The sequence below is a fragment of the uncultured Chitinophaga sp. genome (assembly GCF_937874145.1).
GTDB lineage: Bacteria > Bacteroidota > Bacteroidia > Chitinophagales > Chitinophagaceae > Chitinophaga.
In genome coordinates this window covers 1-20,222 of sequence record NZ_CALNBI010000405.1, presented here as the reverse complement: position 1 = coordinate 20,222, position 20,222 = coordinate 1, and the positions used below count along the sequence as shown (strand labels likewise).

Below are 20,222 nucleotides of genomic sequence, written 5' to 3'. Positions count from 1 at the left end.
TGGCTTCATCCATATACGGGGTGGACACGAGGATGGGAATGCCCTTGTCCCGGAGCCTTTGCAGCATTTCCCAGAATTCCTTGCGCGACACGGGGTCTACCCCGGTGGTGGGCTCGTCGAGGAACAGTACGGCGGGCCGGTGGACGAGGGCGCAGCTCAAGGCAAGTTTCTGCTTCATCCCGCCGGAGAGTTTGCCGGCAGGGCGGTCTTTGAACGGCGCGATCTGCTCGTAAATGTCGCGGATCATGTCGTAATTGGCCTTTACCGTAGTATTGAAAATAGTGGCGAAGAAATGGAGGTTCTCTTCCACGGTAAGATCCTGGTACAGCGAAAACTTACCCGGCATGTATCCCACCTGCCGCCGGATGGCCCGGTAATCCTTCACCACATCCATCCCGTTCACGAACGCATTTCCCTTATCCGCCAGCACCAGCGTGGCCAGGATGCGGAACAGGGTGCTTTTGCCGGCGCCGTCGGGCCCGATGAGCCCGAACAGTTCGCCCGGTTCCACGGTGAAGCTGATATCGCGCAGCGCCTGCACTTCACCGTAAGATTTATTGATATTTTGAACAACGATCGGTTGCATACCCTGTTATTTTTCGATCCGCATTTCTCCCGGCATCCCGATTTTAAGGCTGCCGTCGTTTTCCACGCGCACTTTCAGCGCATATACCTGCCGCACGCGCTCATCCCGCGTTTGCACGGTTTTGGGAGTGAATTCCGCCTCCGGCGAAATCCAGCTGACGATCCCTTTCATCTGCCGGATCGTTCCATCCGGCTGATCGATGCCCACCTGCACCTGTTGCCCCGTTTTCACGGCAGACAATTGATTACCGTCAATATAAGCGCGCAGGTACATGGTGCGGAGATCGGCGAGTTTGTAAAGTGGTTTCCCGTAATTCACCACTTCTCCCGCTTCCACGTATTTCACCAATACCGTCCCGTTGACGGGATTCACGACCCGCGTTTGCGCCAGCTGGTCTTTCACCTGCGCCACCTGGAATTCCAGTGGCTGCGTTTCGGTGCTGAGGCCGCTTACCTGTGTCTTCAGGCTGGAGGCGGTGGATGCGTATTGCTTTTCGAGCAGGGCAATGGCGCCGTTGATATCGTCGAGCTGTTTGGGGGTTGCGGCATTGGCTTTCAGCAGGTTTTCGATCCGCGCTTTTTCCTTTTGCTGCGTGGCGATCTGCTGGCGGATGACGGCCAGTTGCGGGTTCACTTCCGGCACACGGCTCTTCACCGCCTTGATATTGGCGCCCAGCTGGGCTTTCCGCAGGTGCAGCTGCGTGGAGTCGATCCCTCCGACTATCGCATTTTCCGTCAGTACTTGCCCTTCTTCCACCTCAAAACGAAGGAGGCGGCCGGTGGCTTCGGCGGAAACGATGACTTCGGTGGATTCAAAATTGCCGTAAGCGTCGGCGATATCGTCGCCCGAAGAACAGGCGGCGAAGAAAGCCAGCGAAAAGACGGCTGCGAATGATGTTTTCATATCAATAACCTTTTATAACCTGATACTGGATGGTAGCGTAAACAAACTGGATTTCTCGGGTCTTGCCGGCAATGACGGCGGAGGTTTCGGCGTAGAGGTCCGTGAGGTAATCGTGTACCGTCATCACTCCATTGTCGAGCTGCGCGGCGGATACGTTTTTCACTTTCCCCCGCAGTTCCACGATCTCGCGGTCCTTTTCCATGGCGGTTTGCAGCGTATTGATCTCCGCCTGCTGCTGGAGGAGCTTCGCTCTTGTCTGTAGATCGAACGCTTCCGACTGCGCCTGGATACCTTGCTCTTGCTCATGTAGCACCGCGCGTTCGGTACGCTGGTAGCGCCAGTTCCAGAGGGTCCAGTTGAGGCGGAGGCCGCCCATATAATAGAAATCGAACTTGTCGGACAGCATATTCAGCCCCGGCCTGCCATACCCGCCCTGCACGAAAGCGCTCAGCTTAGGGCGTGTAACCGATTCCGTGAGCTTCGCCTGCGAGCCCAGTACCTCCTGCTGGTAGCGGAACAGCGCCAGTTCGGGCCGTTGCAGCGGGGCGTTGCCCGTGGGCGCGGGCGCCGGTAAAACGAGCGCATCCATTTCGGATCCGGTTTTGCCGGTGAGCAAGGCCAAAGTAGCCAGGGCAGCTTGTTTGCCGTTGATAGCTTCTTCGAGTTGCTGTTCGGCTTTGAGAGCTTCGGCCTGCAGCATATCGACCTGGCTGGCAAGCACAGTTCCGTTGTCGACGCCGGCCTGGAGCTTTTCGCGGCGCTGTTTTACTTCGGCGATCATCTCGCGGCGGGCAGTGATGTGGGCGTCCCAGATGAGGGCATTGAAATAAACTTGTGTCACCTGTTGACGAAGCTGGTGGAGGTCCACTTCTACCTTCTGGCGATCCGCCTGTTGCCGGGCAAGTTGCAGATCGCGCTGGCCGCTGGTGGCGCCGCCGTCGTAAATGAGCTGGCGGACGTCGAGGCTGAGGTTGTACTGGTCTTTTGGAATGGATGGAATGATGATGTTGGGCAGTTTGATGGGGAGCGCTACCACGTCGGACTGGTAGGTGGCTCTTCCGTTCAGTTCTGCCTGGGGGAGGTAGCCGGTGCGGATGTTGCGGAGCTGGAGGGCGGTGGCGCGGTCGGTGGCTTCCTGTTGCCTGAGCAGCGGGTAATGCCTCCTGGCCGAGGCCCATGCGGAGTCGAGGGGAAAGCTCCCCTGCGCAAACGCGCCCCCGGAAAGCAACAGCAACGCCGGCATGAGGAATCTAAACATAACTAACTCGTTTATTTAACTATTTGGTTAATTCCGAAGCAAAAAAATATTACGGCCGCAGGGCGCTCAGCACGAAACTGCTGACGAAAGCCTTCCGCTCTTCGATAAATTGCGCGAAGGCCGGGTCCTCAATCCTGAAAACGGCTTTCAGTAAAGGTTTTGCCACAAACGGGAATACGCACATCGACACCACGCTGACCATCAGCTGCACAGGATCCACGCGCCGGATGGTCCCTTTCTCCATTTCTTCCTTCAACAACAGCACAAACCCCTGTATGTTCGGAAAGCTGGGCGTATTGACAAAACGCTGCACGATGCGGTCGGGGTTCTGGTTGATCTCGTTCATGATGAACAAGGGCAGGTAAGGATTCTCCGCAATGGAGCCGATATAGCTGCCGATGACGGACTGAATTTTATCTTCCAGCAGCAAATCCGCCGTAAAAATGGCGCTCACCCGGCTCAGCAACATCTCCACCGCTTCGGTGAACACGATGTCGAACAGCTTGTCTTTGCTGCGGTAATAGTAATGCAGCATGGCTTTGTTGATCCCCGCCTCGTCGGCGATATCCTGCATCCTGGCGCCTGCTAAGCCCCTGTGCATAAATATCTTGCGCGCCGCTTCGATGATCTGTTGTTCGGTAGTGTTGGTCGTCTGCATATTCTAACTAACTCGTTTAACCATTTGGTTAACGGTTCAAAGTTAGGCAATTTTTGATTCCTTCCAAATAAAAAATAAAAGCCGGAGCAGGAATGCCCCGGCCGCTGTTACCTACAACTGTTTACTAATCGCTAAGTTAGGTTTGGGGTGTCACAACTGGATGGAAGGCGCCTGCAGCCTTGCGGCCAGACGCTGTTCAAAAGTTTCGTCGGGGCTATGTTCCACACGGATGTTTGTTAATAATTCCAGCAATTTCTCATCATGCGCGGCACGTTTGCCGGTTTTGAGGTCCACATGCGCGAAGCGCGTCACGAGGAAAGCTTTTACTTTCTGTTGCTGCTCGTCGGTCATCCACATTTCCACCTGGATGGATTGTTCGGTAAAGTCCGTCACACGGGTGAAGATGTACACCTTTTCCGCTACCACCGCAGGTTTCAGGTAGGCGATCTGGTGTTGCGCTACCACCCATCCCCTGCCCATGGCGGCAAAATCTTTCAGCCGCAGATCGTAATGATCCGCCAGGTGATCTTCACGGGCGTTCATGAAATAATTCAGGTAAGCCGCGTTGTTGAGATGGCCGAACGGGTCGCAATCGTTGAATCGGATGGTGTACAGGCTGCCGGGTTCCTTTATCATAATAGTCAGGTTTTACTTACCGCGAAGTTCTGAAAAAAGCCAGAGCGGTGCGAAACCGCTCCGGCATGTTTATGTCAATTTTGAAGTACGCATCAGGGTTTTCAAACGATTATGAAAGTTTGCAGTCTTACTACTTTTTCCTATCCCACCAACTTATGGACTGTCAGTCCGCCGTCGATGTTATATTCCGCCCCGGTGATAAAAGAAGCGTCGCTGGAAGCGAGGAAAGCGACCAGTTTGGCTACTTCTGCGGATTCACCGGCGCGATTGAGCGGTATCCGCTCCGCGAATTTTTGCCGGATGGCGTCGATACTGCCATCGTCCAGGCCCGCTTTCGACAAGATCGGGGTAACGATCGGCCCGGGGTTTACCGTGTTCACCCGGATGCGGCGTGCGGCCAGTTCTGCGCTCAAAGTGCGGCCCAACGCATTGAGAGCGGCTTTGCTGGCGGAGTACACGCTGGATCCCGGCATGCCGGTAAAGGCATTCACGGAAGACAGCAGGATGATCGATCCCCCATCGTTCAAAATGGGTAAGAACTTCTGAATAGTGAAAAAGGCGCCTTTGAAATTCGTGTTCATGATCGAATCAAAAGCCTGTTCCGTTACGTCGCTCACGGGAGAAAAGGCTCCGATACCGGCGTTGACAAACAGCACGTCAACTTTCCCGTATTTTTCCTTCACTTCCGCCACCAGCCGGTCGGCATCCGCGAGGCTGGACTGGTCCGCCGTCACCCCCAAAGTGCCGTTTCCCAGTTTTTCCGCCGCGGAAGTCACCGCATAGGCGTTCCTTCCCGTAATAACCACCCTGGCGCCCTTTGCCACGAATTCTTCGGCCGTAGCGAGCCCTATACCGCTGTTACCTCCGGTAACAACGGCTACTTTATCTTGCAAGCTCATTTTGTAGTGTGTGTTATATCGATTTATTTAAAATTATCGATATTTTGAGTAAAAAAATATCAGCTAAGCTGAAGGAAGAACATCGATAAATGTTTCATCATCTCCTTATTGATGGTCAGCGTAACATTCCGGCCCTCCTTCGTGCTGATGAGCACGCCGCTGTCCACCAAAATCTTGATGTGATGGGACACAGTGGGTTGAGAAAGACAGATCATGTCCTGGATTTCTCCACAGCAACAGTTCTCCTGCCTGGCCAACTTCAACAGTATAGCCATCCGGTTTTTATCCGCCAGAGCATTTGCCGCCTTCTCGATCATCGCTGCGTCCATGATGCAAATATAGGAACATTTTTGAAATATCGAAATCTATCGATTTATTTTTTTCCCAGCCTTTACGAAAGCGGGCTGAACAGCCGTACTACCGCTTCGCAAATCCTTGTCCATCTCCCCCTATCCCGCCACTCCTCCAGATCCAGTTGCTGTGCATAGAGACAATCCTGCAAAAAGGCCTCCGACAGCTTCCAGTTCATTTCCCGGCTATATACGAATGCATTTACTTCGAAATTGAAGTCGAAACTCCGGATATCCATATTGGCCGTGCCTACCACGCTCAGGTTATCATCCACCACCATCGTTTTTGCGTGCACAAAACCTTTTTGGTAGCGGTAAATCTTCACGCCGCAAACCAGCAGGTCTTCATAAAACGACGATGCTCCCAGGTTCACCAGCTTGCTGTCGCTGATACCCGGCACCAGCAGCCGCACATCCACGCCCGACAACGCGGCCTGCTGCAGGGCGTTGTAAATCGCTTCGTTGGGAATGAAATACGGCGTGGTGATGTACACCGAACGCTGCGCCTGGTTGATTGCCGCCAGGTACGACAACATGATCGATGAGCGCTCTGAATCGGGCCCGCTCGCCGCAATCTGCACGAGGTCTTTGCCGGAAACGGGGATATCGGGGAAGAATTCGTGGGTGATGGGCAGGTCGCTGTCTGCACAGAAATTCCAGTCGCCCATAAAGAGGAACTGCAGCGTATGCACGCCCTGCCCCTTGATGCAGAGATGCGTATCGCGCCAGTACGGCCACTTTTCCTTGTGCTTCTTCCGGTACGCCGGATCGTTGATGTACCGGTCGGCCACGTTGATGCCGCCGATGAACCCGGTATGCCCGTCGATCACCACGATCTTGCGGTGGTTGCGGTAATTGAGGCGGTTGGCGAGCAGTTTCACGCGGTAAAACGGGAACACTTCCACCCCGGCTTTCCGCATTTCGCGCAGGAAGCGCCGGTTGATATCGTTGCTGCCGAAATCATCGTAAATGAAGCGCACTTCCACGCCCTGGCCCGCTTTCATCTTCAGCACGTCCATGACTTCGCGGCCGATGCCGGTTTCTTCGAAAATGTAATATTCGAGGTGGATGTGATGCTGCGCGGCTTTGAGGGCGTCCAGCATCATGGGGAACTTTTCCTCGCCGTTCAGCAGCAGCACGGTTTCATTATCGGGCGTGAGCGGTGACAGCGAATCGCGGAAAAGCAGCCGGGCGATGCCGGTTTTATTGGTAACGAGGTCGGAATGCTCGAGTAGCGTTTGCCGGTTTTCGCGGCGGAGATAATCCTGCAGGCGCTCGCTGAGGCGGACGTTGCTCATCCACTTGCGGCTGTATATCCGGTTGACGCGGCGGTTGACGCCGATGAGCAGGTACACGAGCACGCCGATACCGGGCAGGAAGAACAACAGGAGCAGATAAGCCAGCGTTTTGCCGGTGGAGCGGGTTTCCAGCAGGGCTTTGATGGCTACCAGGAAGGTAATGCCATAAAGAATAATGATGCCGATGGACTGCCAGTGTTCTTTGAGGAAATTCAGCATGAACGGATTATCTGCCGCAATAATACGACAAATCCGCAAGGGCATGAAAAAGCCGCACCCCACTGCGTGCATTCTTCGTAGTTATGCAGCGGGATACGGCTATGGCTCATGACAGTTTATGCTAACGCTGGCCGCCACCTCCGCGGGGGCCGCCGCCACCACGCTGGCGCATGGCTTCCTGTTGCTCCTTGTACTTTTTGAATTGTTCTTCGGAGAGGATGGCTTTTACTTTTTCGTCGCGGTCGTTGTTCAGTTTCTGGAACGCTTCGCGGTCAGGACGATTGCCGGAGGCTTGTGCATCTTCACGCATTTTCTGCATTTCCTTGAAATTGCGGGTGAACACGGTGTCGAGTTTCACGACCTGGTCCTGGCTGAGTTTCAGTTCGGGGGTCAGTCTTTCGAGCATGGCTTTCACGCGTTCTTCGGGTGAACGGCGTTGCTGGCCGCCGCCTTGCTGGGCGTAGGCTCCCAGGCCCATCGTGAGGACGAGGGCCACTGTTAACAGAAATCTTTGTTTCATGTGGTTGCGTATTTGAGGGTTTCGTATTTAGCGGTCGGGCGCGGGTTGTTTGCGGGTGCTGTCTTCCCGCGGGGTACCTTTGCGCCAGGGGCCGTTCATCTTCTTCAGTACCAGCTGCACCACGGAGTCGAAGCGCGGCTGCTGTTCGGGCGTGCAAAGGGCGCGCACCTGCTGGAAGTGACGGAAGGTCTGGAGGTCGATATTTTTTTGCTTCGCCGCGATCGTGTCTGCCGCTGCCATCACAACGGAATCAGGCACTGAGCCGCTGCTCAGCAGTTTATACAGATTGTCTTTTGCAGTTCGCATGCCGGTAAATGCGGGCTTAATTCTTTCCCAATGCTGCTCTTTGAGCTGCCGGTAAGACTCGATCTGGTCTTTATTAAAACCCACTTCCTTTTCCAGGAGCTGCATCACTTCGCCACGCGGCGGACGGCCCCTGGAGGGGTCTTCAGGCTTCTTCCAGACGATAAAAAATACCAGGAAAAGGTTTGTCAGCAGCAACAGGATCACCAGTACGCTTAAAACTTTATGCTTAGCGAAGGCTTCCCTCATTGCGGATCTGTTTTTTCATAATCATAAAAAGTATTGATTCCCAGGGCATATTCGTCGGCAAAAGCCTGCTGCAAAGCGGCCTGCTCCGTCCTTTCCTGCGGTTTCCAGTTCATGACGGCCAGCGTCCCGTTCAACCCTAAAATCAACGCTATGGCGCTTATCGCGATGGCCGGACGGGTAATGACGCCGATGAAACGCTCCCAGGCGTCGGCCGGCGCAATCCGCTGCATTCTTGCCCTGAGACGGGTAAAGAAGAAATCATCCGGCTGCGCGCGCTCCACCCCGTCGAGGCTGGCGAGCGTCCGTTCGATTTCCTGATCTATGTCTCTTCGCTTGTTCATAATCGCTATATTTTAGTTAGACGATGTTTCTTAAAAAACCTTTCGTTTTATTCCCCTTCCTTGTAATATTTTTCCAGTTGCTGCCGCAAATTCAGCCTCGCCCGGTGCAGCAGGCCTTCCACGGCCGACACGCTGGCGTCCATAATTCCGCCTATCTCCTTGCTGCTCAGCCCCTCCAGCTTGTGGAGCACAAACGCCGCCTTCTGGCTGTCGGGCAGCTTGCCGATGGCTTTGAAAAGCAATTGCGAACGCTCCTTGTTGGCCAGTTCCACGCCGGGATGGTGAAAATCCGGCGGGTCCACCAGCAATTCCTGGTTATCCCCGAAAATGCTCATCACCTTCCCCCAGCGTTTCTTCCTCGTCTTTTTCCGCAGGAAGTCCAGGCACTTTGTGACCGTGATCCGGTACAGCCAGGTGGAAATTTTGGCTTCGCCTTTGAACGTCCCGATCGACTCAAACACCTGCATGAACACCTCCTGCGACACGTCTTCCGCGTCGGCCGTGTTTTGCAGTATGCCCAGCGCGGTGTTGTACACCATGCCCTGCCACTGCTCCACCAGCTCCCTGAAAGCCGCTTCGCTCCCCTGCTTCAAATTTGCGATGTTGTCCGTCAATTGGCGGTTTTATAGTTTGGTTAAATCGGTATGCAAAATGGTCGGAAGGGTTAGAAAGATGGACGGCCCATCCTGCCGCCGCCCGGAGGAGGACCATATTCGCCGGGCCCGCGCTCGAACCTGCGGCGTTCTCCCCCCTCCTGCTGTTTCGCCTTACCGAAATTCCGCAGCCGGTAGGTAAATGTAAGCATAAAATACTGGGTAAGCACCTGGTTCTGGGTATCCACGATGTCGAGGCCGTTCACGCTCCGGTTGATGCTCCTGTTCTGTTTCAGCAGGTCAAACACCGAGGCGCGCAGCTCTCCGCGCTGGTTTTTGAGGAACTTCTTGCCCACGCTGGCGTTCCAGAGCCAGAAGCGCTGGTCGAACCCGTCGCCCAGGCCTTTCGTGAACGTATGGTTGATCTCGTTCTGCAGCACCCAGCCCGATTTGCTGAGCAGGTTTACAGACGCGCGGGCGTTGTGGGTCGAATAGTTGCCGTTATTGGCCGGCTCGATCGTATTGTTCACCACGTTGAACACCGCGTCGTACGATACCGTGAAGTCGATGTACTCGCTGATATTGCTGCTCACTACGGCGCCGAGGTTGTAATTATAGTTGTGCGTGAAGCCTTCCACCTGGTTCGTGATGCCGGGGATCTTCTCGTAACCCGCGCCGGCGTTCAGGTTGAAGTTCGATTTGATGAATTTCAGGGGAACCCCATACGTGAAGAACGACCGCGCGCTGAAGTAACCGTCCATATTCGTGGCCTTCGACAGGCGGCCGCCGCGTTTCAGCGTATCCGTGGCCGACAGCAGGGAGTCTGCCCGGGTAGCCGTATAAATCGCATTGGCGATGTAATCCTGGCGGCTGTTTACGAAAAGGTTTGCGAAGAAGTTATTGCCGCTTTGGGTATTGGTGTAGTTGTACCTGCCCGACACCTGGTGGCCGTACATCTGCTTCAGGTCCGGGTTACCGATCGATACGTTGGTGAGGCCGGAATAAATGTACACGTCCTGCAGCTGGTCGATATTCGGTTGCTGGGTCGAAGAGCGATAGAACAGCCGCACCCTGCCGTATTCGCCCACTTTGGCCATCAGCATGAGGTTCGGCAGCACATTGGCGAAATGCTGCTTCACCGCGGCTGTATTGGGATAGGTACGCTCGCTCTGCATTTCGGCGTACTGGTAGTTGGCGCCGAAGCTCAGCATCTTGTCGCGGTTCCCGAGGCGGTAGCTAAGGCCGGCCGACTGGGTGTTGTACTGGTTGTTGAACATGTTCGACTGCGAGGGATTGAGGATGGTGTAATCCTCCCCGGAGTAATCGAACTCGTAAGCCCTGCGGTCGGCGTCGTTGCGCGACCAGGAAGGGTTATAGCTAAATTGCAGTTGTCCCATTTTGCCGACCGGCTCGGTGTAAGACACGTTCAGGTTCAGCGATTTGCCGCTGGAAAGCGGGCGTACGCGCTGGCGGAGGGAGTCGTTGTTACGGGGCTCTTCCGGGTAATCCAGGTCGCTGTTCGTGAAGTTGGTGCCGCGGCGGTTGTTGGTGCTGCCGCCTACGCCGAAGCTGATCGTCCGGCCGCGTTTGGCGAACGAGTGGCGGTAGGTAAGGTTACCGTTGAAATTGTAGCCGGAGTTGGTATTGTCGGTATTCCGGAGGTTGGTGCTCAGCAATTTATCGGAAAAGAAGGTATTTCCGAAGTTGTTGGACCAGGAATCGTTGTTCTGGAAACTGATATTGGGGGTGAAGATGATGGAGTTGTTGGAATCGATATTGTACTCCAGGCGCATGTTCACCCGGTGGTTGAAGTTGCGGCTCCCTGCGTACGAAGTGTCATTTTCCAGCTGAACGCCTTCCGGCAACTGCGTTTGCGAGCGGGTGATGTTCAGGTTGTCGTTACCACTGTTATTGAAGAAATAGCTGGCGTTGAAATTCACTTTCTTGCCCCATTGGTCGTTGTAGTTGATACCGATGGAATTGGTTTTGTTCAGGCCGTTCTGCCCTCCTACCATGAAGTTGCTGTTCCCGCCACCGCCGAAGCCTCCGCCGCCACGGCCACCGCCACCGCGACCGCCTCTTCCGCCACCGCCGCCGCCGGCGTTCTGCACGCCCAGGAGATCCTGCGAGGAGAAGTTTTGCTGGTTCACGTTGTTGGTCATCCCGATGATGGAGATGCGCTTGTTTTCCTTGAACAGGTTCACGTTGCCGCCGGCGGAATACCGGCCGTCGGTACCATATCCGGCGAATAGCTTGCCGAACTGGCCCTGGCGCATTTCCGCGCGGGTCACGATGTTGATGGCTTTGGTGGTATTGCCGTCGTCGAAGCCGGTGAAGCGCGCCTGGTCGCTCATGCGGTCGAATACTTCGATCTTGGAGATCACTTCGGCAGGGAGGTTACGGAGGGCCAGGGTGGCATCTTCCCCGAAAAATTCCTTCCCGTCGACCGTCACCTTGCGCACTTCTTCGCCGCCTGCTTTTACGGTTCCGTTTTCCACGGTGATGCCGGGCATCTTGCGGATAAGATCCTCACCGCTGGCGTCCGGGTTCACTTTAAAGGCGTCGGCGTTATATTGGAGGGTGTCGCCTTTCATTTGAGAGGGCGGCACCTGGCCTTTGATGACTACTTCCTGCAGTTCACGGGAGGATTTGGGGAGATAAATGGTGCCCAGGTCCTGCGTTTCCGCCTGCAGCATGATGGCGCGTTGCAATTCGCCGTAGCCTACGTACGAAATCGTCAGCAGGTAAGGCTGCTGTGAAAGGCCGGTTATTTCGAAGGCGCCGTTGGGGCCTGTCAGCGCCTGTTTGCGGAAGTTGGCGTCTTCCGGGCTGCTCACCCGGATGGTGGCATTCTTCAGTAAAGTACTGTCACTCTTATCCTTCAACACACCTTTCAGTACCAGGTTCTGCGCTTTTGTCAACTGTGCGCAGGTCAGCATAAATAAAGTAAAGATCAGTGCATGCCGCATAAATTCGGTGGTTATTCTGCAATGTTGGACGCCAATCTTTACCAAAACCTCTGCCGCTCATCACAAAAAAACGGGGCGCCAAACCACAGGCGCCCCGTTCCGGGTAATATCGTATCACTGTTATTTCGCGTCGCGAACGTATTGATTCAGCCATTGCGTCTGCTCCCAGAGCATGTGCAGGATGTTCTCCCGGGCCGCATATCCATGGCTTTCGTAAGGCAGCTGCACGAACCGCACCGTGCCCCCGTGGCCTTTGACGGCATTATAAAGCCGTTCGCTCTGGATGGGGAAAGTGCCGGAATTGTTATCCATCTCACCATGAATGAGCAATAAAGGTGTTTTTATCTTGCTGGCGAAACTGAAGGGGCTCATATTAAAGTACACCTCGGGCGCCTGCCAGTAGGTCCGCTCTTCGTACTGGAAGCCGAAAGGCGTCAGCGTCCGGTTGTAGGCGCCGCTCCGCGCGATGCCCGCCTTGAACAGGTTCGTGTGTGCGAGCAGGTTAGCCGTCATGAACGCTCCGTAGCTATGGCCGCCTACCGCCACGCGGTTGCTGTCGCCCACGCCCATCCGCGCCAGCGCCTGGATCGCCGCATGGGCGTTGAGGTGCAGCTGCGGGATGAAATTATCGTTCGGCTCCTTGTCGCCCTCGCCTACGATGGGCATTTCGGCGTTGTCGAGGATGGCGTATCCCTGCGTCACCCAGAAAATCGGCCCGCCATAGCCTACACGGGGAAACGTGTACTTCGAACCACGCACCTGGGCAGCATCTGCCGCGGATTTGTATTCGCGCGGATAAGCCCAGATGGTACAGATCGCCGGTCAGCTGGATGCCGTCGGCGCGCTTGTAGGTAATTTTCTGTTTCTGCACCCCTTCCATGGCTTTGTAGGGATTCTCGAAATCCGTGACCTTCCTGCCGGTCGGCGCGCGCTTGCGGAGGTCGCGGATATAGTAATTGGGCACTTCGGTATTGCTTTCGCGGGAAGTCAGCACCGTCAGTTTCTCCGGATCGATTACATCCACCACGGTTTCATAGAACGGCGCCTGGCAACGCCAGAGGATAGACTTCTTGCCGGTTTTCACGTCCAGCGATTGCACCAGCGGCAAATCGCCTTCGGGAGAAGCGCCGTTGGAGCGGAAAAGCAGTTCGTTCTTCCGGCCGGTGAACAATACGGCGCGGTCGAACTGGTTGCGGGTGGTGAAAGGGACGCCGAGCGCGCTGTAAGCGTCGTTGCTGCTTTGCTCGTACAACGAATCCAGGCGGCCGGTGCGCTGGTTGAGAATACTGATGCGGTATTTGCGGTCGGCGAACAGGGCTTCGTAGACCAGCGCCATGTCCTGCGTTCCCCAAACTACGTTATCGAAACGTCGGCGGGTACGGAAGAGTTCTTTCGGTACGGCATCCAGCGTAACGTCTTGCGCGTATACGGCGTCGCGGAATTCGGCGGGCCGCTTGCCCAGGCCGCCATCGAGCGCTTTGACGAATGTGACGGTATGCCCTTCATCCGATTTCCATTCAAATTCGCGCGGCGTGGTCACCACATCGTCGAAGCCGATGGGCGCGCCTTCCGACGAGGGGTTCTTCGCGAGGGTTTTCACCAGTTTACCGGTTTTCCCGTACACTTCCCAGGCGTGCGGGAAGCCGTATGCGGGCACGAGGTAGCTGAAAGGCTTTTCCAGCCGGCGCGCCAGCAGGAATTGCTTGTCGGGCGATACGCTCACTGAGGCAAAGATTCCCGGTTCGCCAACAGGCTGTTCTTCCTTCCCCGCGATGATAACGATCTGCGAGGTGGCCATATGGGCGAACAGGGCTTCGTCGTAGGGGGATTTGATAAGGTCCTGGTAGGTGCGGGAAGCGGCGCTGCGGCCTTTGCTTTCCTGCGCCACAGGGCCCGAAGGCGCAGCCGGAGCAGCAGGCAGGGCGCCCTGGCCGCGGGGCACCGCGCGGTACACCAGTACTTCATTCCCCATCCAGGCGTAGGGTGTGCCCATCGTGGCATTCACAGGTTGCTGGTTCACTTTTACGGCCTGCTTGCTTTCCACGTCGAGCAGGTACAGGTCGATGCGGCTGTCTTCCGTTTGCAGGAATGCGACCTGGCGGCTGTCGGGGCTCCAGGTCACGTACGAGATGCGCGCAGGTTGCGGAAGGCCGTTGATGCCGGATTCTGTGCCGGATGGCAGGTGCTTCAGCCGGAGGCTGGCGCTGCTGGAGCTGCGGCTGGGGCCGTAGTTGCGGGGATTAAGCCGAAGGCCCGCGATGCGGAGTTCCGGTTCGGCAAGCTCGGCAACTGAAGGGAAAGGGTTCTTTTCCGCCAGGATCATCCATTCCCCGGACCTGGACAACGAAACGGATGGCGTAGGTTTGGCCAGCAGCAGTTCTTCGATCACTGCAGGCGGGCGTTGGTAAGTGAGGTTGTCCTGCGCGAAAGCGGCGCTTCCGGCAAGCAGGGCAACTACCAGCAAGGATATTCTCATAGCGGTTCAGATGTATGGTAAGGAACTCAAGATAAATAATGCAGCGGGAATGTCCTAGCGGCACGAAAAGCCCGGTTTCTTAAACGATGTCTTCCTCCCGCACCAGGTTGTGCTTCAGCGCATACATCACTACCCCCGCGGTGTTGCGCACGTTCATCTTTTCGAGTATCCGGGTGCGGTAGCCTTCTACCGTGCGTTTGCTGAGGAAAATACGGTCGCCGATCTGCTGGGCCGTGAGTTGCTGGCAAATGAGTTTGATGATTTCCTGTTCGCGCTCGGTGAAGGTGACCACTTCCTTCTGCCGGTAAGGATTGAACTTGCTCCGCGCGATCATGCCCGCCAGCTTGGCCGATGTACTTTTGCAGTAGTAGGTATGGTCTTCGAACACGTTTTCAATGGCTTCCAGGATTTCCTGCTTGTCGGCGTTTTTGAGGAGATACCCCTTCGCGCCGGCTTCCAGCATTTCCACGATCAGCCCTTCTTCGTCGAACATCGACAGGGCGATCACCCTGATGCCGGGCATTTCCTGCACCAGCTGCCGCGTAGCCGCGATGCCGTCCATCTTCGGCATTTTGATATCGGTCATCACCACATCCGGCTGTTCGCGCTGCACCAGTTCCACCAGCTCGCGGCCGTCGCAGGCGCGACCTCGAGCTTGATGTGGTCTTGCCGGGAAAGCATGAGTGCCAGCCCGTCGAGGTATATTTCGTGATCGTCGGCAACAGCGAGGCGGATGTCGTGTTTCATGGCGTTGAGGTTACACGCCGCGGATATGGCGCATCCCAAATATACCAAATTAATTATGCCCGGGGGATGCGGATGTAGTACCGGGTGCCCTCGCCCACGGCGGAACGAATATGAATGGAGCCGCCGAGGATATCGGTGCGGGTTTCGAGGCTTTTCAGCCCCAGCCCGCGCGAGTGCTCCCGCGCTTTTTCCACGCTGAAGCCCTGGCCATTGTCCTGCACCAGCAGCAACAATTCTTCCGGCTCCTGCCTGAACCCGATATCGAGCCGCGAGGCACTGGCATGTTTGAGGGTGTTATGAATGATCTCCTGGAGGATGCGGAACAGGTGGATGTCCTGCTCCGGGCGGGAAGTTACGTCGTTCATAGTGTACACGTTCACTTCCAGCTCGTCTTCCCGGCCCAGGTGCGCGGCAAAGTCCCTGACGGCGTCTATCAGGCCTTTGCGCTCCAGCGCGATAGGAAGCAGGTCGTATGAAATCTGGCGCATGCTGGTGATGATCTCGTCGATATGGCGGGACGATTGCGCGATCTGTTCCTTATCGCGGGGATCGGTGACTTCCACGCTGCAGATGCGGAGCTTCACGGAACTGAGGAGCGGGCCCAGGCTGTCGTGCAGGTCGCCCGCGATGCGTTTCCGTTCATTTTCCAGCAAACGCACTTCCGCCGTGATCCGCTCGCGTTGCAGGCGAACATACCGGCGGTGCGACCGGATAATCGAAGTAATGAAAAATGCGATGATCACCCCCAGCAATGAGGACAAAAAAACCGTGATATACAATATCCTCTCTTCCATAAAACGCCGTCAGGCTTTGAATCTGCGGGAAAAATAGTAGTCATCCCTCACGGGAATGAAAAACACGGCGATGGCGTATACGACATTTACGATCGCATTGGTAATTGAAAAGATATAGAAAATCGGCCAATCTATGACGGCATTTTGCGGATCTATCAGCAGGGTGCCTTCGGTGATCAGGCTGTAAATGCTGATGGTCATCAATCCCAGGCAGATAAGGAACCTGGCGTTGCGAAGCAGGGTTCCGCTGTAGGAAGCGATGAGGGCGTTGATTTCGTTGATGCAAAGGAATACAACGATCAGGCTGTTGAGGAATACCGTAGCGGAGCAGAAATGCGTTTCCAGGCGGCCATAGCCGATATTCTCCGTGATCCACGTAATGAAGCTGAGCGCGGCGAGCACGATCAGCAGGGCCCTGCGCCTGCGGAGGAAGCCCCAGGCATGGAATTGCCACAGGATCACCCCGATCTCGAGGAGACTGTAAATATTGCTGATGGCGGTATTTTCCCGGGTGAGGCGGAGGCTGATCTCACTGGCGACCTCCGTGGTAAATGCCAGCAACAGCAGCACCAGGAAGGGAAAGTAGCTGGTACGGATCTTATGCACCCGTACCAGCGCTACTACCAGCGGAATAAGAATCGTATAACTCAACAGCGCCGATGCGAGGTATGTCATGTAGCAATGCTGATTTTAGGCTCAGGGATAAAGATCACTGCCGGAAGGACAAATGGTGGGACAACGGTGCCCCTTTTCAGCGGCTTCATCGTCGATCGGCGGCAGGGCATAAGCGGAGGAAATGCCCGGAATGGAAGCTACCTGCTGCCCGTCCACGATACGGCCCCGCAGGTCGTTCCCTTTCTCGTCTACCGGCACCATCACAAAGCAAACTTCCTTTTGCTCGTTCAGGCCCAGGTAAATGCGGATGCCCTGCGCGCTGTCGCGGTCCAGGAGGGCGGCGAAAATGTCGCGGTTGAAGGATTCTGCGGCGGGGAGATTAAAGTTGCGGTCGAGGTACCCGGAGTCCTGGATCTGCCGCTGCAATGCCGCTTTAGCCTCGCGGTAGGCTTTCGTGTATTCGATGGCCGAGGTGAAAGGGATCACATGCTCTTTGGCCGCTTCACGGTTGTAAGGGATCTTCCCATCGGCCCCGCGGAAAAACCACGCGTAGATCAGGGCTATCAGCAGGAGCATCACGAGGAACCAGGGAAAAAACGATGTTCTTTTCATAACAATTGTTGGTTTGATGTGATAGGATGCAAATTAATACAGGGACCGGACGGCAGGCACCGTACAACTTCCCGAAATAGTTGCGTATTAATACGGTAGGTAATGCCGGAATGAACATGGGGCGGGGTAAAAGTGTTTACAAGATAGCTTTTTTCTATAATATTACGGTATGGACAAAACCGACGCCTACATCGCCAAAGCGGCCCCCTTCGCGCAGCCCATTCTCCGGCACATCCGGGAACTGGTCCACCAGGCCTGTCCACATGCCGAAGAAGGCATCAAATGGGGATTCCCACACTTTATGACCCACGGCGAAATCCTCTGCAACATGGCCGCATTCAAGCAACATTGCTCTTTGGGATTCTGGAAAGCGGCCATCATGGAAGATCCCAATAGACTGCTGACCGCTATGGACAAGGCAGCGATGGGGCATTTCGGGAAGATCGCGTCGCTCAAAGACCTCCCGGCCGACAATACCCTGCTATCTTACCTCCGCGAAGCCGACCGCCTGAACCGCGACGGCATCAAAGTGCCTTCCAGGCCCGCTGCCGGGAAAAAAGAACCGGACATCCCTCCCGCCTTCGCCGCCGCGCTGCAAAAAAATAAAGCCGCCGGCAAGAAATTCAGCGAAGCCAGCTATTCGTTCCGGAAAGAATACATCGAATGGGTGGCCGAAGCCAAAACCGAGGCTACCGCCAACAAAAGGATCGCCCAGGCCGTGGAGTGGATCAGCGAAGGAAAAGGCCGCAACTGGAAGTATCAATAAAGCCTAATGCTATTTTCGCACAATTCAGGACCAGATCAAGTCCACCTCAAGTCCACCTCAACTCCACCTTCGCCGTCCTTACAAAGCCCATTCCACGCGACATTCCAGCCCATTTCCCGGCCTCTTGCCGGCATTTCCCCGCGCATTAATCAAAATACTATCAGCTTCAACACTGCTTAATACCGATTTCCATAGAAAAAGCCAGAGCATCGCAACGCCCCGGCTTTTTTCATATTGCACATAGCTGCTTTTACATAACCCCTCCCATTACCGGGTCGCTGAAGCTTTCGGCACCGGTTTCGAGGTGGCCGGCGAACTGGAACTCCGCCACGCCGTTATCCACGATCACCTGGATGTCGTACCAGCTGTGGGCCTTCAGCAAAGGCACCAGCAGGGTTTTGTTGTCGCCGGGTTTGATGATGGACGTTTTGCCGTCAACCTGGCCATATACGTCTTTCAAACGGACGCGCACTTCTTTTTTCCCGGTATTGCGGAGCCGGAATTGCAGCGCGTTGCCGTTATGGGGCTCCAGCACGCAGGAAAACCCTTCCGGGAACTTAGCTGCCTGCCCGCGGAACCCGCGGTAAAAGCCGTTGGGACCATAGATACCCAGGTCATAATCCCCTCCGGGGAAGAGGTCCGCGCTCCATTCGTCTTCCACTTTCCTGCCGGGCGCCACGGCGTAAGAGCGGTTGTACATCTCTTTTCCATAGACGTTGAATGCACCTCCGGCGGATTTGCCGCCGAAACGCTGGCTGCCTGCTTCCAGGGTGATGCGCAGCGCCCCTCCGGCCGAGGGCGCCACGTGGGCATACAGCTCGTACGGTATGGCGCAGGCCGGACGGATCCCTTTCTCCTGCAGCGGCAGATGGCGCTGCGGATCTTTCACGTCTCCTTTCAGCACCGTAAAATTCGCCGGCGCCGCCTTGAATTTGGCGTTGTGGATAGTTTCGATAAAAGCCTCGCGCTCGATAGACTTCGGCGCAGCGATCTTCTCCCCGTTCCAGGGGCGGAACACGGAGGAAAGATCCCCGCACACGGCGCGCCGCCAGGCCGTGATGTTCTCGCACGTCATGGGCTTTTTCAGCTTATGCGCCAGCCATTTTTCGAGCAGCTGGAGGTTGGAAGTATGGTCAAACACCTGCGAGTTCACGTACCCGCCCCGCGACCATGGCGACGCCACGATCATGGGCACCCGGTACCCCAGGCCGATGGAGCTTTCACGGATATCGTCGGGCCAGTTACGCTGCGCGTCGCGGCTCACCCATTCGTGCGAAGTATCGATCCCCGCGGACGTTTTCCCGGTTTCGGGGCGCGAAGGGTCCGGCGCGGTGAAAGGCGGAACGTGGTCGAAGTAACCGTCGTTTTCGTCGTAGGTCAGGATGAAAATGGTCTTCTTCCAGACTTCGGGATTGCTGGTGAGGATGTCCATCACTTCAGACAGGTACCAGGCGCCATACCAGGGCGCGCCGGGGTGGTCGGAGAAGTTTTCGGGCGCCACTACCCAGGAAACGGCGGGCAGGTTGCCGCTCTTCACGTCCTGCCGGAACTGGTGGAGCACATCGCCCTTCGGGAGCTGCACTTCGCGTTCCGTTTCGCCGTCTTTGTACTGCAATTTAGAAAGGCTATGGTAATCCGGGTCGCCTGCGTTGGTCGTGAATGCCTTCTTATGCAACTGCTGCTCCCTTTCCGGCAAGGCGCTGAAAGGTGTGGCAGCCACTTTTTCGAGTACGGTTTTGATCTGTTCCTGCTCTTTGCGGGCGTTTTTGAGGCGCCTTTCGAGGCTTGCATGTTCTTTTGAGCCCGCCGTGAGGCCGGCCAGTTGTTTCTCCATATCGGCGATGCGGCCGGGCAGCTCGTCTTTATACTTGCGGATGAACTGCAGGTGCGGCTCGTGGTAATGCACATGATATTGCGAAAACCACTCGATGGGGTTATCGGTGAAATTGGCGAGCCAGGCTTCCTCTTCCCCTTCGAGCCCAACGCCCACGCTGATTTCGTTCTGGTAAATTTTCCAGGAAACGCCGTTTTCTTCCAGCACTTCGGGATAGGTTTTCCAGTGTGCTTCTTCGCCGTAATCGACGTCGGAATTCCACACGTTGGCTTTGGACGCGCCGTTCATCTTTTCGCGGATGGTGCCGGTCCAGAAGTAGAGGCGGTTGGGCGTGGTGCCGGTGAGGGAGGAGCAGAAATTATGGTCGCAAACGGTGAAGGCGTCGGCCAGGGCGTAATAGAAGGGAATGTCTTCGCGGTTGTAGTAGCCCATGGTCATGGGGACTTTCGCGTATTCCTTGTTCCCGGAGCGTTTGACGGGTACCCAGCGGTCGTATTTCCCGTTGTTGCGGGCATCTACCTGGTCGGCCCAGCCGTGCGGGAGGGCGCTCATCCAGGTGGCTTTGGTGTCTTTGATATCCATCCGGAACGGCGGTA

Annotated in this window: 22 protein-coding genes; 1 reads left to right on the top strand and 21 read right to left on the bottom strand. The window is 55.9% G+C overall.

Annotated features, from left to right (window positions below; genetic code table 11):
* From Q0510_RS19645 to Q0510_RS19550, 20 genes are all read right to left on the bottom strand, one after another.
* A partial coding sequence (locus Q0510_RS19645; RefSeq protein WP_298715519.1) for an ABC transporter ATP-binding protein occupies window positions 1-586 on the bottom strand: 586 nt, incomplete at its 3' end.
* A 6-nt stretch (window positions 587-592) separates the two neighbouring features.
* A complete protein-coding gene (locus Q0510_RS19640; protein ID WP_298715517.1) occupies window positions 593-1,489 on the bottom strand; it encodes an HlyD family efflux transporter periplasmic adaptor subunit in 897 nt (298 codons plus the stop codon).
* A 1-nt stretch (window position 1,490) separates the two neighbouring features.
* Window positions 1,491-2,747 (bottom strand): TolC family protein, encoded by a 1,257-nt coding sequence (locus tag Q0510_RS19635; protein ID WP_298715515.1) that lies wholly within the window; start codon window positions 2,745-2,747, stop codon window positions 1,491-1,493.
* A 49-nt stretch (window positions 2,748-2,796) separates the two neighbouring features.
* A complete protein-coding gene (locus Q0510_RS19630) occupies window positions 2,797-3,405 on the bottom strand; it encodes a TetR/AcrR family transcriptional regulator (protein WP_298715513.1) in 609 nt (202 codons plus the stop codon).
* Window positions 3,406-3,555: 150 nt separating this feature from the next.
* Window positions 3,556-4,041, bottom strand: a complete 486-nt coding sequence (locus Q0510_RS19625; protein WP_298715511.1) for a thioesterase family protein — start codon at window positions 4,039-4,041, stop codon at window positions 3,556-3,558.
* Between the two features lie 140 nt (window positions 4,042-4,181).
* Window positions 4,182-4,940: a glucose 1-dehydrogenase gene (locus tag Q0510_RS19620; protein WP_298715509.1), complete on the bottom strand. Its 759-nt coding sequence runs from the start codon at window positions 4,938-4,940 to the stop codon at window positions 4,182-4,184.
* Window positions 4,941-4,999: 59 nt separating this feature from the next.
* Window positions 5,000-5,269 carry a metalloregulator ArsR/SmtB family transcription factor gene (locus tag Q0510_RS19615; RefSeq protein ID WP_109698935.1) on the bottom strand — a complete coding sequence of 90 codons (270 nt, stop codon included), beginning with the start codon at window positions 5,267-5,269 and terminating at the stop codon, window positions 5,000-5,002.
* A gap of 62 nt (window positions 5,270-5,331) precedes the next feature.
* Window positions 5,332-6,807 (bottom strand): cardiolipin synthase, encoded by a 1,476-nt coding sequence (gene cls, locus Q0510_RS19610; RefSeq protein WP_298715507.1) that lies wholly within the window; start codon window positions 6,805-6,807, stop codon window positions 5,332-5,334.
* Between the two features lie 121 nt (window positions 6,808-6,928).
* Window positions 6,929-7,327, bottom strand: a complete 399-nt coding sequence (locus Q0510_RS19605) for a hypothetical protein (RefSeq protein ID WP_298715506.1) — start codon at window positions 7,325-7,327, stop codon at window positions 6,929-6,931.
* Window positions 7,328-7,354: 27 nt separating this feature from the next.
* Window positions 7,355-7,879: a hypothetical protein gene (locus Q0510_RS19600; protein ID WP_298715505.1), complete on the bottom strand. Its 525-nt coding sequence runs from the start codon at window positions 7,877-7,879 to the stop codon at window positions 7,355-7,357.
* Window positions 7,876-8,220 (bottom strand): hypothetical protein, encoded by a 345-nt coding sequence (locus Q0510_RS19595; protein ID WP_298715504.1) that lies wholly within the window; start codon window positions 8,218-8,220, stop codon window positions 7,876-7,878. Before Q0510_RS19595 ends, Q0510_RS19600 begins: the two co-directional genes overlap by 4 nt.
* 47 nt (window positions 8,221-8,267) lie before the next feature.
* Window positions 8,268-8,834: an RNA polymerase sigma factor gene (locus tag Q0510_RS19590; protein ID WP_298715503.1), complete on the bottom strand. Its 567-nt coding sequence runs from the start codon at window positions 8,832-8,834 to the stop codon at window positions 8,268-8,270.
* Between the two features lie 50 nt (window positions 8,835-8,884).
* Window positions 8,885-11,782 carry an outer membrane beta-barrel protein gene (locus Q0510_RS19585; protein ID WP_298715502.1) on the bottom strand — a complete coding sequence of 966 codons (2,898 nt, stop codon included), beginning with the start codon at window positions 11,780-11,782 and terminating at the stop codon, window positions 8,885-8,887.
* A 120-nt stretch (window positions 11,783-11,902) separates the two neighbouring features.
* Window positions 11,903-12,484 carry a prolyl oligopeptidase family serine peptidase gene (locus Q0510_RS19580; RefSeq protein ID WP_298715501.1) on the bottom strand — a complete coding sequence of 194 codons (582 nt, stop codon included), beginning with the start codon at window positions 12,482-12,484 and terminating at the stop codon, window positions 11,903-11,905.
* Window positions 12,408-14,258, bottom strand: coding sequence for a hypothetical protein (locus Q0510_RS19575; RefSeq protein ID WP_298715500.1), 1,851 nt, complete (start codon window positions 14,256-14,258; stop codon window positions 12,408-12,410). The genes Q0510_RS19580 and Q0510_RS19575 overlap by 77 nt, the downstream gene beginning before the upstream one ends.
* A gap of 79 nt (window positions 14,259-14,337) precedes the next feature.
* Window positions 14,338-14,880, bottom strand: coding sequence for a response regulator transcription factor (locus Q0510_RS19570; protein WP_298715499.1), 543 nt, complete (start codon window positions 14,878-14,880; stop codon window positions 14,338-14,340).
* Complete coding sequence (locus tag Q0510_RS19565) at window positions 14,844-15,044, bottom strand: hypothetical protein (RefSeq protein ID WP_298715498.1); 201 nt, start codon at window positions 15,042-15,044, stop codon at window positions 14,844-14,846. The genes Q0510_RS19570 and Q0510_RS19565 overlap by 37 nt, the downstream gene beginning before the upstream one ends.
* A 14-nt stretch (window positions 15,045-15,058) precedes the next feature.
* Window positions 15,059-15,766: a sensor histidine kinase gene (locus Q0510_RS19560; RefSeq protein ID WP_298715497.1), complete on the bottom strand. Its 708-nt coding sequence runs from the start codon at window positions 15,764-15,766 to the stop codon at window positions 15,059-15,061.
* 42 nt (window positions 15,767-15,808) lie between these two features.
* Window positions 15,809-16,474 carry a hypothetical protein gene (locus tag Q0510_RS19555; protein ID WP_298715496.1) on the bottom strand — a complete coding sequence of 222 codons (666 nt, stop codon included), beginning with the start codon at window positions 16,472-16,474 and terminating at the stop codon, window positions 15,809-15,811.
* A gap of 21 nt (window positions 16,475-16,495) precedes the next feature.
* Complete coding sequence (locus tag Q0510_RS19550) at window positions 16,496-17,026, bottom strand: hypothetical protein (protein WP_298715495.1); 531 nt, start codon at window positions 17,024-17,026, stop codon at window positions 16,496-16,498.
* 169 nt (window positions 17,027-17,195) lie between these two features.
* Between Q0510_RS19550 and Q0510_RS19545 the strand changes: the two genes are divergently transcribed.
* Window positions 17,196-17,792, top strand: a complete 597-nt coding sequence (locus tag Q0510_RS19545; RefSeq protein WP_298715494.1) for a DUF1801 domain-containing protein — start codon at window positions 17,196-17,198, stop codon at window positions 17,790-17,792.
* A gap of 250 nt (window positions 17,793-18,042) precedes the next feature.
* Here the strand turns inward: Q0510_RS19545 and Q0510_RS19540 are convergent.
* Window positions 18,043-20,222, bottom strand: a 2,180-nt coding sequence (locus Q0510_RS19540) for a phosphocholine-specific phospholipase C (RefSeq protein WP_298715493.1), incomplete at its 5' end; no start/stop codon positions are given.

Coding starts and splice junctions, on each gene's coding strand:
- Q0510_RS19640 (WP_298715517.1), bottom strand. CDS start 1,489: ATGAAAACATCATTCGCAGCCGTCTTTTCGCTGGCTTTCTTCGCCGCC.
- Q0510_RS19635 (WP_298715515.1), bottom strand. CDS start 2,747: ATGTTTAGATTCCTCATGCCGGCGTTGCTGTTGCTTTCCGGGGGCGCG.
- Q0510_RS19630 (WP_298715513.1), bottom strand. CDS start 3,405: ATGCAGACGACCAACACTACCGAACAACAGATCATCGAAGCGGCGCGC.
- Q0510_RS19625 (WP_298715511.1), bottom strand. CDS start 4,041: ATGATAAAGGAACCCGGCAGCCTGTACACCATCCGATTCAACGATTGC.
- Q0510_RS19620 (WP_298715509.1), bottom strand. CDS start 4,940: ATGAGCTTGCAAGATAAAGTAGCCGTTGTTACCGGAGGTAACAGCGGT.
- Q0510_RS19615 (WP_109698935.1), bottom strand. CDS start 5,269: ATGGACGCAGCGATGATCGAGAAGGCGGCAAATGCTCTGGCGGATAAA.
- cls (WP_298715507.1), bottom strand. CDS start 6,807: ATGCTGAATTTCCTCAAAGAACACTGGCAGTCCATCGGCATCATTATT.
- Q0510_RS19605 (WP_298715506.1), bottom strand. CDS start 7,327: ATGAAACAAAGATTTCTGTTAACAGTGGCCCTCGTCCTCACGATGGGC.
- Q0510_RS19600 (WP_298715505.1), bottom strand. CDS start 7,879: ATGAGGGAAGCCTTCGCTAAGCATAAAGTTTTAAGCGTACTGGTGATC.
- Q0510_RS19595 (WP_298715504.1), bottom strand. CDS start 8,220: ATGAACAAGCGAAGAGACATAGATCAGGAAATCGAACGGACGCTCGCC.
- Q0510_RS19585 (WP_298715502.1), bottom strand. CDS start 11,782: ATGCGGCATGCACTGATCTTTACTTTATTTATGCTGACCTGCGCACAG.
- Q0510_RS19575 (WP_298715500.1), bottom strand. CDS start 14,258: ATGAGAATATCCTTGCTGGTAGTTGCCCTGCTTGCCGGAAGCGCCGCT.
- Q0510_RS19555 (WP_298715496.1), bottom strand. CDS start 16,474: ATGACATACCTCGCATCGGCGCTGTTGAGTTATACGATTCTTATTCCG.
- Q0510_RS19550 (WP_298715495.1), bottom strand. CDS start 17,026: ATGAAAAGAACATCGTTTTTTCCCTGGTTCCTCGTGATGCTCCTGCTG.
- Q0510_RS19545 (WP_298715494.1), top strand. CDS start 17,196: ATGGACAAAACCGACGCCTACATCGCCAAAGCGGCCCCCTTCGCGCAG.